Raw genomic sequence first — 17,873 nt, 5'->3', positions numbered from 1 at the left:
TTATAAGGACACAAAAGAATGATCGATTTTGGTGATTTTTACCAGATTATCGCAAAAAATAGGCTCAGTAGCTGGCTTGAAGTCTTACCGGCACAATTAGCCAATTGGCAAAAACAAAACTTAGATAGCCGTTTTACACAATGGCTAAATAGTATTAAACACTTACCTGTTATAACGCCCTATCATATAGATTTATTGCATGGTGTCAGCGTAAAAACGCAAACTCCTCTTTCAACTGGGGAACAGCAACGTATTACTCAGCTATTAAAAAACATGATGCCTTGGCGCAAAGGACCATTTCATTTTTATGGTATAGATATCGATACTGAATGGCGTTCTGATTGGAAATGGGAACGTCTTATTCATCATATTGATAATTTAGAAGGTAAACTTGTTTTAGATGTTGGTTGTAATAGTGGGTATCACTTATGGCGAATGATTGGCGCTGGGGCTAAACTTGCAGTAGGCATCGATCCTATGGCTCTTTATTTATGTCAATTTGAAGCCGTCAGAAAATTATTAGGTGATGATAAACGAGCACATTTATTACCACTTGGCATTGAAGAGCTACCAAAGCTTAATGCTTTTGATACGGTATTTTCGATGGGTGTTTTATACCATCGCCGTTCACCTCTTGATCATCTTTACCAATTAAAAGATCAGCTTGTTGATGGTGGACAATTAATATTAGAAACACTCGTTATTGAAGGTGACTTACATCAAGCGCTTATGCCTGGTGAACGTTATGCACAAATGCGCAATGTTTACTTTATTCCATCGGTACCTACCATGATAAATTGGCTACAAAAATGCGGTTTTAAAGATGTCAGAATGGTGGATATTTCACAAACTAGTTTAGAAGAACAACGTAAAACCGATTGGATGACGTCTGATTCACTTGTTGATTTTCTCGATCCAAATGATCTGAGTAAAACCATTGAGGGTTATCCTGCCCCAATGCGAGCGGTATTTATTGCACAAAAATAGCTTTTTACATTAGTGAAAATTTATTTAAATTGTAATAAACAATCCTATCAAAATACTGTTTTATCTTATGTTAAAGCAAACACCGCCAAAATAAAAAAACAACAAGTAATAAACAAAAAACGGGCTTAATACCCGTTTTTTATACCTATTTTTCGCTTAAACAAATTGTTTATTGCACACCCGGTACCGTAAAATGCATAATTAAAAGCAACGTTGGTAAAATAAATATGGATAAAATTGTTGAAGCAAAAAAGATACTTGATGCTTGTTCTTGCTCAACATTCCAATTATAAGCCAAAATAACGGCTGTTGATGCTGTTGGCATAGCTAACAAGAATACTAACTCTTCCGCCTCCATACCCGTAATACCAAAAAGGTTTACCGCAATTAAAGCTACTACTGGTGTAAAGAAGCTTTTTAAAATCACATTGATAATCAACGGTTTTGAAAAATTCAATTTAACACCATAGATACCTACCCCAACGGCAATTAACGAAATAAAGTTACAAGCATTCGACATGATATCAAAGGTATTAAAGACAAAATGTGGTAACCATTTTGTTCCATCTGTAACACTGACAATTAAGCCCAGAATGACCGCTAAAAACATTGGTTTCATTAACGAGTTTTTCACTGCGCTAAATACCATGTTGCCCGTTACTTTTCCGCCAGATATTTTCGTATCACACAATTCCAATAAGAAAATCGTCATTGGTATCAATGATAACGCCACCACAAAATTCGCTACAGCGACTGAAATGGTTGACGATGCACCTAACATCAATGTTAAAAATGGTACGCCCATTCCCCCCATATTCGGGAAACAACATAACATCGCGTTCATCGCTGTTGATTTTAAATCTTTATGTAAAATGTATTTATTGGTTAAAAAACAAATTATCCATAAAAATGACATTGTACAGAAAAATGCAATCATCCAAATACCGTTGAATATTTCAGACGGCTTAGCATGTGATGTATGCACAAAAAGTAATGCCGGAAATACAAAGTTTGACACTAAACCGGATAATAGCTTCTTGGAGTCTTTGGTAAAAATATTCTGATGAACACATAACCAACCAAGAAAAATTAATAAAAACACCGGAAGACAAGAACTAACAACTTGCCCTACTGCAGACCAAATTAGATTCATTTTTTTTAAAACTCCTAAAATAATATTACTTAAAATACATATTCGGTAATTGGTCGGTAACTTTGGATTAGAATTTATATTTATAGACCGAGCTAAAATAAGTAGGTAATAAAACTGAACATGACCCAGTTATAATAAAACTAGCGACAAAACCTTTTTTCAGTTTTTTAAAAACTTGATATAACTAAATGTTGTTTTACGCACTTTGTGTTTTTGAAAAATATTTTTAATACGACAACCCTTGCTATATTTAAATGTCAAATAACATAACTTGGAAAATATTATATCTGATTCTTTTCGCCCTTGTGTCGAGCTGGCAATACTGACTGTCTAAAAAAACAAAAAATCGCAACAAATATTATTGATATATATCAATATTGGTATTTTATTGTTATAAAAAACAAAAGATGAGAAAATAAAAAAAACGAGCGTTAAATTAGAGTAAAAATCAAAATTAAGCTAAAACAAACTAAATAGCGCTTTTTATCATCGATAACCAATCAAAATTGCATCAGGCGTACTTAGGTTAACAAATTGACTTTTTGTATTATTTCGATAAGTCACACTTAAAGTTTACCTTTAGTCACTTATATAAGGGCTGTGAACAAAAATACAAGGTATAGTGAATTATGTTGTAAATTAATTAATAAATAATCAATATAATGTAAACTATTTAAGTGGTTTTGTAAAATGCCGTAATGTAATTTAAATCAATTATTATGATAGCTTGCGATTTTGTTCTCTATTTTTTGCAACAATACAAATTCAATCCTGCCATTATTTCAACTATTCTTGATTCAGATCGTCAAACTTACTGGTTCGTCAAAATATACTTATCATCCATTACACATGGTCATTTTTTGTCACATTGCTATTTTTTTACAGTGTTTTTCATTGAATCAAGAATCTTATACTGTATATTTATACACTATTCGTTTTTTATCACGAATACTACTACATAGTATAAATTTTACCTGTATATTTTTAGGAGAAACGTTCTTGAGTAAATCCTGTATTGTGCTAGGAACCGTTGATAGCACTATCAAAAATTACTTACCTTTGGTTGATACCCCTGTCAGGGCTGGCTTTCCATCGCCTGCTGATGATTATTTAGAAGCCAAACTGGACTTAACCGATCACTTAGTTAAACACCCAAGTGCTACTTATTATATTAAAGCACAAGGTGAATCAATGATTAACTATGGTATTTTTAGTGGTGATCTTTTAGTAGTAGATCGTTCATTAGCACCCCAAATAGAAGATATTGTCGTTGCAGCTGTTGACGGTGAACTAACATGTAAGTGCCTGGGACTTATTGATGGACAACATTATCTATTATCAGGCAATGAACTTTATCCCCCTATTTCATTAGCGGGTAAAGAAGTCCATATATGGGGCGTTGTTATACACACTATTCATTCTTTACGAAAACGTGGTCATGCATGATTGGGCTGATTGATTGTAATAACTTTTATGCTTCGTGTGAGCGTGTTTTTAACCCTAAATTAGAAGGAAAACCAATTGGCATTTTATCCAATAATGATGGATGTGTCATCGCACGCTCCAATGAACTTAAACCTTTAGTACCAATGGGTATGCCTGCCTACCAAATTGAGGCTAACATTCGAAAACAAATTACATTATTAAGTTCTAACTATGAACTTTATGGCGATATGAGCCAACGTGTTTTTGATACTGTCAGCCATTATACTGCCGATATTGAACCCTACTCAATTGACGAAGCTTTTATTAAACTGGCGGGATTTAGCGATGTTACAACCCATTGTCAACATTTAAGGGCAATAGTAAAACGTGATACGGGAATTCCGGTAAGTATTGGCATTGCATCAACCCACACGTTAGCAAAGTTGGCAAACCACATTGCAAAAAAGCAGCCTATTTATCAAGGGGTCTATTGCCTTCCTAACGATTCAGCCTTACTTGATCAGATTTTAAAATCATTTCCTGTTGATGAAATTTGGGGCGTTGGCAGACCCATAGCCAAAAGATTGCAAACATTAGGTATTCATACTGCGTGGGATCTGCGTCAGGCAGATTTAAAACAAATTAGACAACAATTTTCCGTCGTGCTTGAACGTACCATATTAGAGTTGCAAGGTATTAACGCTATTGAATTAGATGACATTGCAACACCTAAAAAAAACATTATGACATCACGTAGTTTTGGGCAGTTAACAGGTGAATTATTCGACTTGCAAGAGGCAATTCGTATTCACGCCAGTCGAGGCGCTGAAAAACTAAGACAACAAAAATCGATTGCTAATGCTGTACTTGTTTTTTTGAAAACAAATCGGTTTCGTCAAGACTTAATTCAATACAATCCCTCGATTGTCGTACCGCTACTATCACCTACTGATGATTCAAGAGTAATTATTCATGCGGCACAACAGGGACTAACAACAATTTATAAAAAAGGATTTTTATTTATGAAGTCAGGTGTTATGTTACTCGACTTAAAAGCTAAAGATAGCTTTTGTCAATCTGACTTATTTGCTTTAAATAGTCTGCCAGTCTTACAGCAAAAAAATGATAACTTAATGAAAACAATCGATACCATTAATCAAAAAATGGGTAAAAATACCATTCAATTAGGCGGAAGTAGAAAAACCGCACCTTGGCAGATCAAACGAGAACGGCTTAGCCAACGTTACACAACACGTTGGGATGAATTACCATTAGTTAAATGATAATTAACAACAAAAATAACCAATCATTATAACGAAGAATAATGTTGTAAATTTTTGCATTTCCAACAGAAAAATCTAAATTACGTTTTTTTATCATAATAAACGTTAAGATAAATAACGATTGGGCATATAAAAATAGTCATAACATGCAAATTTGATTTTTTACTCATAAAATTTATTTTACAAAAAGTTAACGTTTTGATTAAAATATGTTAACTTTATCGAGTTGTTAGCGTGTATTAAATGCATACTAACAGTTCAAAAATAAGTCAAAAAAGAAGAATATACAGTGCTAAAGTATGTCTTCAAAATGCTTATCCAGAAATAACAAAGCTCGAAAAAACAGTTTTAAACGAATAAATAGCTTTATTTTGAGTAATTAAAATACGTTAAATAAATATACATTTTCACATAGATTATGTTTGATAGGTTATGGCATTGCTTATAAAAAGTTGTGAATTAATTTTTTAGTAACAAAGCTTTATAAGTAAATTTCCATTAAAGGCCACAACTTTTTGGACATTGGCTTACATTTTTCCATAACCAACTAGAGTACTAAATGTGTAAAAAATTTTTGTGACCTTATTTATTGTTTGCTTATACGTTAATAGATTCAGTGTATGAAGCATAAATTTTATAACAGAACGATATACTGAACAACGTCAACATGTTTTTCATCATCACGATAAAAAATACACGAAAGTAATGGGGCAATTAGGATGAATAATACCGCAGTAGAAATTGAAAAACTTAAACAGTTAAGTGAAGCAAATAGTAACAGCAATTATATCTCAATTTACACCTCTAAAAAGCAACAAAATTTATCAAATATACCAATTTTAAAGCCTTTACTGATAATTATATTAAGTGGTTGCAAAGTGATTGGTAATGAAAAAAAACTAGCCTGCAATACAGGAGATTTTATTTTTTTCACCGATGTTCAATCAATGAACATGAGAAATATACCCGCAAATACGAATTATTTTGCATTACTTATTAATTTTGAATTTTCTGATTTTAATGATACATCAATCAACATCAATACAAAGAAAACCAATGAATATACTGCAGGGAAAGCAAATTCTGCCTTTTATAAATGTGTTTCACAAATGATAGAATGCTTAGAATGGGCATCTGATGACATCATTGCAAATCGTAGAAAAGAAATTATTAAACTGTTAGTCCATTCCGGTTATGAAAATTTGGCATGTTTACCCAATCGAAAAGAAACCACGCAAAAAGTAATTGAAATATTTAATAAAAAAGACAATAAAAAAATAACCATTGATGAAATTTGCAAAGAAATCTGTATGAGTAAAGCAACGTTGTATCGAAAATTGAAACTTGAAGGGGAAAATATACAAAAAATTAAGGAAAAACTCGTGATGGGACAAGCGCTTCATTTATTACAAACCTCTAATTTTTCAACAGAATATATCGCTGAAATGATAGGGTATTCTTCGTCCACTCGGTTTTCACAAAGATTTAAAGCTAATTTTGGATTAACGCCAAGAGAATTAAAAAACACCAAACGAAACTAATAAACATTTCATCATTTATTCCATTAAATGGAAACCACGTTAAGAATGAATATTACTTTCGCTGGTAAACATGCTAGTTCTAGTAATTGAATAAATGGTGGAACTTTAAAGATTTTAATATCTATCTTGATAGATAGACATACAGGAATTAAGGTTGAATCAGCCTTAATTCAAAACAAAAATAATACAGCCTTTACTTATTTCGTGACGTTTGCTGAAAATTTGTGAAAACTATTAGCGACAACAAGACCACTAAAATTAAATTAACGAAATAGCGCTGAATTTCATCATATGAAAACCATTAAATTTTCATACAACAGTCTTAAATGACAAACACAAGCATTAATTTATTTACTACTCAAGAAAATAACAATGCCACAACTGTTAATCTCAACCCATTATATTTATTAGGATTTAACACTTGTATCTGGCTAAATTTGCGGTAAATTTTAACAATAACTGATATAAAAGAAATGACATTTACATTCATTTTAGTGACAAAATCATTCATATTTATAAAATTATGAAAATATTTGGCGTAATAACCCAATATTAATGACAAACATTAAGTTAGCTCAATAAACGAAGATTGCAATTTTATTCACTGATCGGTTTAAGTAAATATGATTGATTCAAGATGATAATGACCATTATAGAAGATGAAGGCAATTAAATTGAAAAAATAATAAACCATAACCAACTCATTAAAAATCAATCGATTGGTTATGGTTTATCAGCATATAGCAAGTGACTTACGATCCCATATTAACAATTGAGCTACGGAAACGTCTTAATGCTATAAAGAAAAAGACCGATCCAATTCCAATTAACCATACATAGGATGTCCACACAACACTCAACCCTGCACCACGATATAGTATGGCTTGCCCTAATTCGACAAAATGCGTTGTTGGGGCAATCATCATAATATTTTGTACTACTTCAGGCATACTTTCCCTTGGTGTACTACCACCGGACAACATTTGTAACGGTAATAAAATCAAAATCAACAACATAGCAAATTGTGCGGTTGATTTGGCAATCGTAGCCATAAAAATTCCAAGTGACGTTGTCACAAACAAGTGTAAAGCGGCTCCAATCAAAAACAACGTAATTGAGCCATTAATTGGAACATTAAGCCAGCTTTTTACCACCAATAGTAATGCCACCCAAGTTGAGATTAACACCACTAATCCCATTGACCATACCTTAGATATCATTATTTGAAACGGTGTGACAGGCATAGAAAGCAGATGATCAATAGTGCCATGTTCACGTTCTCGCATTAATGCAGCTCCGGTTAAAATAATGGATAACGTCGTCACAATATTAATGATTTCCATTACCGAGCCAAACCAAGAGCGAGTTAAATTCGGATTAAATGAGGTATGAACTTGAATATTGACAGGTAAATCCGTTGCTTTGCTATAACGATTAACATACTCTGTCACTTCACCCGTGATGATTTGTGTGATATAACCATTCCCTACAAAAGCTTGCCCCATTCGAGTCGCATCGATATTTAATTGAATTTCAGGACTTTGATTGTTCAACACATCACGCTGAAAATTAGGCGGAATATTTAAAGCAAAGGTATAGCTATCGGTATCCATGCCTCGATCCACCTCATCCATTGAGTATAATTTTACAGGTTGATTAAACATCGGCGGATAAAAAGCCGCAACAATTTGTCTTGATAACGGTGAATCATCTTCATCAACCACCGCTATTGAGGCATGATGAAGCGAGTCAGATGTTGCTGTAGCGGCAATATAAATATCAAACGTAAAACAGTAACCTATTAACAGAAGCATGATAGGATCGCGTAATAGTCCCCATAATTCCTTAATACCTAATCGATAAATATTAATTAAGCTTTGCTTCATAACTACCCTTCCTGTTTTTTAAGGAGAAAAATACTGGCGCACAGCACAACAGGAATAGTGACTAATAATGCGAATAAAGAATTGTGTAAATCATTAAAACCCAGTGCTTTATTAAATACACCTCGTGCAATGATTAGCATATGTGTTGTTGGATAAACTTCACCGATATAACGCCCACTCCCCTCCAATGAAGCCACAGGATTGAGTAAACCCGAAAACTGAATAGCAGGTAACATAGTGCCGACACAGGTTAAAAATATCACTGCAATTTGACTACGTGTAATAGTTGACGCCAACAGCCCAAGCCCCGTTGAAATAATACAATAAGCTAAAGCAGCCAAGCATAACGTGAATAAACTGCCTTTGATTGGCACGCCAAAAATAGTAATCGCCATAAACAGCAACAGCAAAAAACTAAACATAGAAATAATAATATACGGTACCTGCTTTCCTAATAAAAATTCGGCACGAGTCACAGGGGTAACATATAAATTAATAATCGATCCCATCTCTTTTTCACGGACAACCGATAAAGCTGCCAGCATGGAAGGAATCATCAATAATAAAATAGGAATAACCGCCGGTACCATTGACGGTAAGCTTTTTACATCAGGATTATATCGATACCGCGTCTCAATATTCGCCAAACTGGTTGAATCTTTTCCTGACATTTCTTTCACTTTTTGACTTAGCCAAGCAAGATGCATACCTTGTACATAGCCTTTAATGGTTTCTGCGCGTAGTGGCATGGCACCATCTATCCAAACACCAATATCAACGGAATCACCACGTTGAATATCTCGTCCAAAATTAGGTGGAATTTCAATCGCTAACGCAATATCATTACTTCGTAAACGGGCATCCATATCGGCATAATCCGTTATAGGTGGCCTTTCAACAAAGTAACGTTTGGAACCAGACAAATTAAGCGTATAGTTTTGACTGATTTCACTTTGGTCACGATCTAGCACGGCAAAACGTAAATTTTCGACATCTAGCGTAATCCCATAACCCATAACGAGCATTAAGATTGCTGACCCCATTAATGCCAACATCGCACGTAAAGGATCTCGCGACAGTTCAAGTGTTTCACGCCATAAACAACCAATCATCCGTGTTAAACTAAATCCTTGAAGATGATTCGCTGGTGGGATGACTGTTTGGGATTTGTCAGCGGTAACTGGAGCTTCGGTCGATTTTTGTTGTGCATCGCTATCGTCAGCACCTGCATCAACTAGATAGCGGATGAAGGCATCTTCTAAAGTCGACGCGTTTTTCGATGCAATAATATTATCGGGAGTATCACTTGCCAACACTTTCCCCGCATGCATTAAAGAAATTCTGTCACATCTTGCGGCTTCATTCATAAAATGGGTAGTAATAAAAACCGTTACTTTATCTTTACGGGATAATTCAATGATCAAACGCCAAAAGTCATCTCGAGCAATCGGATCGACGCCGGATGTCGGTTCATCTAAAATTAATATTTCTGGGTTGTGCACAACGGCGACCGATAAAGATAAACGCTGTTTAACCCCTAAAGGTAAGCTATCAGGTAGATTTTGAGCATCTTGTTCTAATCCAAACCGTTTAAGAAGTTCAGAAACACGTTCAGGTATTTTACTTTCTTCAATGCCAAATAAACGTGCATGTAGCACTAAGTTTTGCTCAACAGTCAATTCACTATACAAAGAAAAAGCTTGAGACATATAACCTAAATGCCGTCTGGTATTAATATCATTGGCATCAACAGGTTTACCAAATAACCAAGCTTCACCGGACGAAATAGGTAATAAGCCAGTTAACATCTTCATGGTTGTTGATTTACCACAACCGTTTGACCCTAAAAAGCCAAAAATCTCGCCTTGTTTAATCGAAAAATTAACATGATCGACTGCAATAAAATCACCAAATTGCTTAGTTAGCCCTTTCGCTTCTATCGCTGTTTGTAGATTGTTATTTACATCCAAAGGTGGAATTTCAACGGCTTGATAGCCTTGTTTGGCACTTTCTGGCATCAACTGAATAAAGGCATCGTCTAAATTATCTTTTCCTGTTTGGCTTAATAATGATTTAGGTGTGCCTGTTTCTAAAATTTTACCGCCATACATTGCAACAAGCCAATCAAAGTTTTGTGCTTCATCCATATAAGCTGTTGCCACAATAACACTCATTTGTGGTCTTTGCTGCCGAATTTTATTAATTAATTGCCAAAATTGTGCTCGGGAAAGGGGATCGACCCCTGTGGTAGGTTCATCAAGAATCAGTAAATCAGGATCATGAATCAAAGCAGAACATAAACTGACTTTTTGTTTCATACCGCCAGATAGTCGCCCTGCTGGTCTTGATAAAAAGGGATACAGCCCAGTACTTTTTGTTAATTCGTCAATGCGACGTCGGCGCTCTGCGGCATCATTACCAAATAAACGAGCAAAAAATTGAAGATTTTCCTCGACAGATAATGTTGGATAAAGATTTTTACCTAATCCTTGTGGCATGTAAGCAATACGAGTACACACCGCTTTACGATGTGACTTATCTCGCATATCGCCATCTAAAACATAAACTAAACCATCTTGAATGACATGTGCACCCGCAATCAAAGACAGCAAACTTGATTTACCAACCCCATCTGGCCCAATTAATCCCACCATGCACCTTGGTGGAATAGTTAAACTAATGTTATCCAGCGCACAATTTTTTTTATAATGCAGTGAAACATCGCTAATTTTAACCACTGCATCATCAATAGATTTAGCTTCTGCTAATAAAGCTAAATCCTTATTGTCTGATTCTGACATATGCTATCTCCAATTATTTAGTTGGACATTTGGCTACATCAGATAAATCAGCTGGCCAAGAAGTATTCGGGTTTAATCTCACCCATGCTACACCTGGTAAACCCGTTTTTACTTGATTGATAAAACATTTTAATAATTCAGGATCGAGTTGTGCTTTCACTCTAAACATCAATTTTTGGCGTTCATCTTTCGTTTCAACCGTTTTAGGGGTGAACTGTGCAACACTCGAAACAAACGAAATTTTAGCTGAAATGGCTTTGTCAGGTAACGCATCTAAAATCAATCTAACTTCGTCACCAATGGCTACTTTGCCCGCTACAGTTTCGGGTAAAAAGAAGGTTAAATAAACGTCATACAAATTAACCAGATTTAGCACTTTACCACCAGAAGGCATCACTTCACCTAACTGAGCAATACGATATTGGATACGACCATCGACAGGTGCAACGAGTGTACTGTCATCAATATCGGCTTGGATTTGTCTGATATTGGCATCAGCAACATTAATGGCTGATTTAGCACTTTCCACGCCAGCTTGTGCAACTTCTATTGCGGCATCCGCTGCTGTCACTTGTGATTGAGCGGAATCTAATGCTGCTTTAGCGCTATTGAATTTAGCGGTATCATCATCAAATTGTTGAATGGATAAAGCCCCTTTTTGATAAAGGGTGGTTGTTCGTTGAAGATGTTTTGAAGCGATATCTAAGTCACTTTCACGCTGAGTAACACCGGCTAAAGCCGCAATTTTATCACTCATTTTTAAAGAAACTTGTGCTTTAGCACTTGCCTCATTACTGATAGCTTGAAGGTATTGGGCTTGAGCTTCGTTCAATTTGGCTTGCAACGTATCCGTTTGCATTACAACGAGTGGTTGCCCTGCCTTAACAAAATCCCCTTCATTCACATTAATTTTTTCAATTCGACCTGCTAATTTTGCAGAAATATTGATTTCGGTTGCCTCAATACGCCCATTTCCACTAGTAAAATCCGCACCATATCCATCCGTTTTTAGTTGCTGCCATGCAATAAAAATAATAGCAAGTATAACGACGGTGATAATAATCCATTTTTTGCTTATTTGTTTCATAACTCATGCCTTGTTCAAGATAATTAATTTATAATCAAGCTTAACGAAATATTGAATCGTTATATGCTATTTAGTAATGATCAAATAATAACAAATGTTTTTTACAAATAAAATCAGCATACAAAATAAACGCAAGAAATGTTAAAAAATTGAAAATCAGTGAATCTTTATCAATTGATCACACCAAATTAATGTTTGCTGGTCATAATGAGTCACTACTAAATTAGTCATGCAGATTAAAAACAGCGTGAAACATAAGCGTTAGTCATAGGCAAATCTTACAGTAAGTGATATGCTTATCATCTTATTAATGGATTTAATTTAATTAGCAATTTAAGGTGATTTTGTATGGCATTGCCCTCTTTTTTAACGCTTTATAGTGAACTGATATCAACCCCAACAATCAGCAATGTAACCAATGAAAAACTCGATTTTTCAAACAAACCTTTAATAGACAAATTAGCAAACTGGTTTGAAGAGTTAGGTTTCAAAATTGAAATACAGCCCGTACCGAATACTCGCGGTAAATTTAATTTATTAGCAACTTATTCAAATAATGAAAACCAGACACAAGGTGGATTACTGCTTAGCGGCCATACTGACACAGTGCCTTTTGATGAAGGACAATGGACTAAAGATCCTTTCAAATTAACGGAAGAAAACAACAAGTTATATGGATTAGGCACAGCAGACATGAAAGGTTTTTTTGCTTTTATACTTGATGCCTTACGTGATATTGATCTAACCAAACTAACTAAACCTATTTATGTTCTTGCTACCGCTGATGAAGAAACCACCATGGCTGGAGCATCATTTTTTGCTAAAAATACTCACTTACAACCCGATTGTACAATCATTGGTGAACCAACATCATTAATACCGATACGTGCGCACAAAGGCTTTATTTCCAACTCAATCAAAGTCATTGGTAAGTCTGGTCATTCAAGTGATCCAGACAAAGGAATAAATGCGATTGAAGTCATGCATTTAGCTATCGCACAATTGTTAAAACTGAAACAACAGTTTAAAGAACGGTATCATAATGACGGTTTTACTGTTCCCTATCCGACGCTTAATCTTGGGGTCATTCATGGGGGCGATGCAGCAAACCGTATTTGTGGTTGTTGCGAACTAATTATTGATATTCGTGTATTGCCAAACAACGATGTTAATTCGCTTTATCATGATCTCTGTCAGGCTTTACAACCGGTCATGGACAAATACCCTAACCGTATTTCGGTGGAATATGAAGTATCCCCGATTCCGGGTTATGAATGTAAAAAAGATCATCCTGCTTTACAGCAAGTTGAAAAATTAGTTGGTCAAACTGCGCAAACCGTAAACTACAGTACTGAAGCGCCTTATTTAAACCAAATTTCACCAACCATTGTATTAGGTCCTGGTTCAATTGAACAAGCACATCAACCTGATGAGTTTATTTCAATGGATTTTTTAAAACCGACTAAAATAGCTATCGAAAATTTGATTAAAGATTTTTGTTTATAAAAAATATCCTTTTCGCCGAAACAGTCGGCGAAAAGGATTAGATATTAAACGTTGAAAAATCACTCGCAATTTCCGTATTAGCAAATATGCTTCTTGCCTCATTAAGTAATTTATCATTATCTTTAAGGCTATATCTTGGGCTGATATGGGTCATGATAAGTTGCTTGGCATTGGCATATTTAGCAATCGTTGCAGCATGAACAGTGGTAGAATGCCCTCGTTCTAAGGCTTTTTCTTCCAAAGCATGCTCTTGAGTCGCCTCATGCACCATTAAATCAACATCTTTGGCTAGCGCAATCGAGGCTTGACATGGCACCGTGTCACCAAAAATTGCCAATTTTCGACCTTGCCTTACCGATCCTAAATAATCATTACCATGAATAACACGGCCGTCTTCTAAGGTAACAGTTTTACCGGCTTTCAAAAGTGCATAGTGTGCGCCAATTTCGATATTATCTTGTTTTAATTTATCGATATCTAAACTAGCTGGTAAATCCTTTTCAATAATACGATAGCCAAAGCAAGGAACGCGATGCTGCAATAATGTTGCTTCGACTTTGAACTTTTCATCTTCGAAAACCGTACAGTCTTCTTCAAGCTCAATGATATTGAGTGGATAACTTAACCAAGAGTGACTAATTGCGATAACCGTTTCAATAAATTGCTTCACCCCTTTAGGTGCAATCAAGGTTAAAGCGGATTGATTTTGCATTAAAGAACGCGTGGTTAATACCCCTGGAAGCCCAAACAGATGATCACCATGTAAATGCGTTAAAAAAATCATCTCAAGTTTTGCAAGACTAAATTTAACTTTTTGCATTTGCATTTGTGTGGCTTCACCACAATCAAACAACCACAATTTGCCACGTTCTTGCAAAAGATCGAGCACAATACTACTCACATTACGCTCAGCTGTTGGGCAACCAGCACTGGTGCCTAAAAAAGTCAATTTCATAAAACTTAGATATTTTTACGCTCGATTGTTTGTTCACCCCAAAACAGTCTATCTGCTTTTGTTTTAGAAAAGGCAAGTGGCAATACTTCATCACTTCCTTCTGACCAAATTTGTTCAGCAAGCTTTTCATCATTATGTGCTAACTCAAAAATGGCTTCTGCAATTTCTAGAGATGTTTCACGAATTTTTGCCCAAGAACGAAGGTCATGTATTTCTTTTTTGGTTTGATTCATTTTTATACCCCTTTTTTGCAAGATTAGGTGTAAAATACCCTCAATTTACATAAATTACAATAGGTGTATCACTTTATGCTAACGATAATTTCTCCTGCCAAGACCCTCGATTTTCAAAGTCCGCTTATCACAAAAACACACACATTACCTAAATTTATTAAAGATTCTGAGATACTTATTAAAGAGTGTAAAAAATTATCCGCCGACGATTTAGCTAAATTGATGTCAATTAGTCCAAAATTGGCTGAAGTAAATTATGAACGATTTCAACATTGGCATAAAGAATTTAATCTTGAAAATGCCAGACAAGCAATTCTTGCTTTTAAAGGTGATGTGTATGAAGGGCTTCATGTCGACGATTTTTCAGCAGCAGATTTAAAATTTGCTCAATCTCATTTACGGATCTTATCCGGACTTTATGGTCTACTCAACCCCCTTGACCTTATTCAACCCTATCGTTTAGAAATGGGGATACGCCTAAAAAACGGTCATAACAATAATTTATATCAATTTTGGGGAGATAAATTAACCGACCAGTTAAATAATGAGTTTCATAAAACTGCAAATCCAACGTTAATCAATTTAGCCTCGAATGAGTATTTTAAAGCCATTAAACCAAAACAATTAAAAGCGACGATTATCCAACCTATTTTTTTAGATGAAAGTAAAGGTGAATTCAAGGTAATTAGTTTTTATGCCAAAAAAGCACGAGGATTAATGAGTCGTTACATTATCAAAAATAACCTCAATCAACCTGATGATATAAAAAGCTTTAACCTTGAAGGCTATCAATTTGATCCAAAACAATCGACGCAGTTAGAATGGTATTTTATTCGTAAACATCAATAAATAGTAATTATCATATGGCTTTTTTTTCGACGTTAGGACAACAATTTGTCGCAACATTACCGCTATTTATTCTTATTTTATTAGGCTATATAGCGGTTAAATTAGGTCGCTGGCAAAAAACGGTGACCGACAGTTTAACCAAATTCACCTTTTATATCGCTTTTCCGATTATGCTCTTTCAAATTATGAGCCATTTTTCCGAGCATTCTGAAATCGATATGAAACTATTATTCGTTTTCTTCGGTAGCTCATTTATTGTTTTTGCTTTAGGTTGCTTAATCGCCTATAAATGTTTTCACCTAAATGGTTCTGAATGTACGATGTTTGCTATGGGGGGAATCTATACCAACACAGTATTTGTTGGTATCCCAATCATAAAAATGCTACTGGGTGACAGTGCAATTCCAATTGTTGCGATTATTGTCATCTTTAATGCACTTATTTTATGGACGCTAGCAACCGTATCGATCGAATTTGTACAAATGGGAAAACTTTCCAGCAAAGGATTTATTAAAGCATTCAAAAATGTCACCAAAAACCCTATAATTATAGGCATTTTTGCCGGTATTGCGGTTAATTATACGGGTATCGCATTACCTAAATTCATTCAACAATCCACAAAAATGGTCAGTGACATGACAGCACCTTTATCACTTATTGTATTAGGCATGGGGCTGGCCGAATATCAAATCAGGAACAAATTACACATTACCGCAACAATCTGTATGATAAAACTGGCAATACTACCTATTGTTACATTTGTGACAGGAAAACTGCTAGGATTACCCGTATTGGAATTACAAGTTATTGTATTATTAAGCTCAGTATCGATTGCGATTAACTGTTATATGATGGCAAGACAATTTGAGGTATTACAAGGCCCTATTGCATCAAGTTTACTCATATCAACAGCATTATCATCCATAACAACACCGTTGATATTATCCATTATGTTACAATTTGGCTTAACATAATGTTATTTAATTTATTTTGGGGAGTGGCGTTTTATTTTGTGATGAAGTATTAAAGCAAACACAATCACCGCACTTCCAATTGAAAATCGAATCCAGTCAATGGATTGATGCCAAACTACGACATTAACCAAGATGCCTGTTGGAATAACCACGTTATTCATAATCGCTAATGTTCCTGAGTCCACTTTAGTCGCGCCATAGTTCCATAAAAAATAACACAAACCAGAGGCAATCACACCAAGCCAAATAATGATACCCCACTGTAAGTTGGTTGTAGGTAATTTTGAATAATCGCCAAACAATAACCAGCCAAGACTAGCAACAAGCACAGCCCCTAAATAGACCCATGCAAAAGCTTGATGTTGGGGCAATGGATAAAGTTCCATAATTCGTTTATACCCAACCTGCCCTAAAGCAAACACAACATTTGCGCCCTGAATTAATAAAAATCCAATAATAAAATCACGACTGATATGATCATAGCGAATAATAGCTGCACCAATAACGGCAATAATAGCCGTTAACAGATAACTATATCGAAGACGATGACCTTGCAATATGTCATAAATAATCGTGACATAAATAGGCGTCGATATGGTAAAAAGAAGGACTTCAGGTACTGAAATATACTGAAAGGAATTATAATAAAAAAAGTACATAATCCCCAATTGACAGGCTCCAACGCCCATTAACAAAATCATCTGTTTAAAGCGGATACCACGAAATCGAAAAAAAGGAATAAAAGTAATAAAAGCTAACAAAACACGCATCACAACAGCAAACCAAGAGTCAACTTGTCCACTGAGATAAACAGCAATAAGACTGAATGAAAATGACCAAACAATCGTGACAAAAATAAGATAAAACATAAATCACAAATAACAAATTAAATTTAAATTGCACGCATCGTACCAATTCATCATTAACTTGTAAACGATTTATTACAATAATTGGTGACAAATAACGTTAATGATCTAAATTATTCAATCATTCTACACGACTACATTACTTGATAACCTGTATACAAATGATTATTACTCTTCATCGAATACTGCCGTAGCAAAATCCATTCCACAAGTAAAAAGTCTAATGGAAAATAAAATTTCGAATTTTACACCCAATAATCGTAGATATATTGAACTTAATTCAGATATTATAGGAACATAAACATGATTAAATTCAAATTATCCTGT

At 34.8% G+C, this 17,873-nt stretch carries 14 protein-coding genes; 7 read left to right on the top strand and 7 right to left on the bottom strand.

Annotated features, from left to right (window positions below; translation table 11 throughout):
• The first annotated feature begins 18 nt into the window (after positions 1 to 18).
• The gene (cmoB, locus tag ACGH47_RS05660) at positions 19 to 987 is read left to right on the top strand and encodes a tRNA 5-methoxyuridine(34)/uridine 5-oxyacetic acid(34) synthase CmoB (protein ID WP_411598593.1); all 969 of its coding nucleotides are present in this window, start codon (positions 19 to 21) and stop codon (positions 985 to 987) included.
• Between the two features lie 169 nt (positions 988 to 1,156).
• On the opposite strand, the gene ACGH47_RS05655 is transcribed toward cmoB, so the two are convergent.
• Positions 1,157 to 2,140 (bottom strand): AEC family transporter, encoded by a 984-nt coding sequence (locus ACGH47_RS05655; protein ID WP_267350908.1) that lies wholly within the window; start codon positions 2,138 to 2,140, stop codon positions 1,157 to 1,159.
• A 999-nt stretch (positions 2,141 to 3,139) separates the two neighbouring features.
• Here ACGH47_RS05655 and ACGH47_RS05650 point away from each other — a divergent pair.
• From ACGH47_RS05650 to ACGH47_RS05640, 3 genes are all read left to right on the top strand, one after another.
• Entirely contained in the window at positions 3,140 to 3,586 is a 447-nt protein-coding gene (locus tag ACGH47_RS05650) for a LexA family protein (RefSeq protein ID WP_267350906.1), read from the top strand.
• Complete coding sequence (locus ACGH47_RS05645; protein WP_411622936.1) at positions 3,583 to 4,848, top strand: Y-family DNA polymerase; 1,266 nt, start codon at positions 3,583 to 3,585, stop codon at positions 4,846 to 4,848. The genes ACGH47_RS05650 and ACGH47_RS05645 overlap by 4 nt, the downstream gene beginning before the upstream one ends.
• A gap of 719 nt (positions 4,849 to 5,567) precedes the next feature.
• Positions 5,568 to 6,389 carry a helix-turn-helix transcriptional regulator gene (locus tag ACGH47_RS05640; RefSeq protein ID WP_411622935.1) on the top strand — a complete coding sequence of 274 codons (822 nt, stop codon included), beginning with the start codon at positions 5,568 to 5,570 and terminating at the stop codon, positions 6,387 to 6,389.
• 752 nt (positions 6,390 to 7,141) lie between these two features.
• On the opposite strand, the gene ACGH47_RS05635 is transcribed toward ACGH47_RS05640, so the two are convergent.
• The 3 genes from ACGH47_RS05635 to ACGH47_RS05625 are packed head-to-tail and all read right to left on the bottom strand — an operon-like array spanning position 7,142 to position 12,163.
• Positions 7,142 to 8,275, bottom strand: a complete 1,134-nt coding sequence (locus tag ACGH47_RS05635) for an ABC transporter permease (protein WP_267350900.1) — start codon at positions 8,273 to 8,275, stop codon at positions 7,142 to 7,144.
• Positions 8,276 to 8,277: 2 nt separating this feature from the next.
• On the bottom strand, positions 8,278 to 11,076 hold the full coding sequence (gene rbbA / locus ACGH47_RS05630; protein WP_411622934.1) for a ribosome-associated ATPase/putative transporter RbbA: 2,799 nt from the start codon (positions 11,074 to 11,076) through the stop codon (positions 8,278 to 8,280).
• Positions 11,077 to 11,089: 13 nt separating this feature from the next.
• A complete protein-coding gene (locus ACGH47_RS05625) occupies positions 11,090 to 12,163 on the bottom strand; it encodes an HlyD family secretion protein (protein ID WP_267350896.1) in 1,074 nt (357 codons plus the stop codon).
• 348 nt (positions 12,164 to 12,511) lie between these two features.
• Between ACGH47_RS05625 and argE the strand changes: the two genes are divergently transcribed.
• Positions 12,512 to 13,669 carry an acetylornithine deacetylase gene (gene argE, locus ACGH47_RS05620; protein ID WP_267350894.1) on the top strand — a complete coding sequence of 386 codons (1,158 nt, stop codon included), beginning with the start codon at positions 12,512 to 12,514 and terminating at the stop codon, positions 13,667 to 13,669.
• A gap of 37 nt (positions 13,670 to 13,706) precedes the next feature.
• On the opposite strand, the gene rnz is transcribed toward argE, so the two are convergent.
• Together rnz and ACGH47_RS05610 are read right to left on the bottom strand one after the other, a co-directional pair.
• The gene (gene rnz / locus ACGH47_RS05615) at positions 13,707 to 14,624 is read right to left on the bottom strand and encodes a ribonuclease Z (RefSeq protein ID WP_411622933.1); all 918 of its coding nucleotides are present in this window, start codon (positions 14,622 to 14,624) and stop codon (positions 13,707 to 13,709) included.
• Positions 14,625 to 14,629: 5 nt separating this feature from the next.
• Positions 14,630 to 14,857, bottom strand: a complete 228-nt coding sequence (locus ACGH47_RS05610) for a YccJ family protein (RefSeq protein WP_220217224.1) — start codon at positions 14,855 to 14,857, stop codon at positions 14,630 to 14,632.
• A gap of 75 nt (positions 14,858 to 14,932) precedes the next feature.
• Here ACGH47_RS05610 and yaaA point away from each other — a divergent pair, with 75 nt between their 5' ends.
• Positions 14,933 to 15,706: a peroxide stress protein YaaA gene (gene yaaA, locus ACGH47_RS05605; RefSeq protein ID WP_411622932.1), complete on the top strand. Its 774-nt coding sequence runs from the start codon at positions 14,933 to 14,935 to the stop codon at positions 15,704 to 15,706.
• 14 nt (positions 15,707 to 15,720) lie between these two features.
• A complete protein-coding gene (locus tag ACGH47_RS05600) occupies positions 15,721 to 16,680 on the top strand; it encodes an AEC family transporter (RefSeq protein WP_411622931.1) in 960 nt (319 codons plus the stop codon).
• 11 nt (positions 16,681 to 16,691) lie between these two features.
• Here the strand turns inward: ACGH47_RS05600 and ACGH47_RS05595 are convergent, their stop codons facing one another.
• Positions 16,692 to 17,549 carry a carboxylate/amino acid/amine transporter gene (locus ACGH47_RS05595; protein WP_267350887.1) on the bottom strand — a complete coding sequence of 286 codons (858 nt, stop codon included), beginning with the start codon at positions 17,547 to 17,549 and terminating at the stop codon, positions 16,692 to 16,694.
• Positions 17,550 to 17,873: the final 324 nt, after the last annotated feature.

The sequence above is a fragment of the Gilliamella sp. CG16 genome (assembly GCF_046635785.1).
GTDB classification, from domain to species: Bacteria; Pseudomonadota; Gammaproteobacteria; order Enterobacterales; family Orbaceae; genus Gilliamella; species Gilliamella apicola_I.
This window is presented reverse-complemented; position numbering and strand designations above follow the sequence as displayed.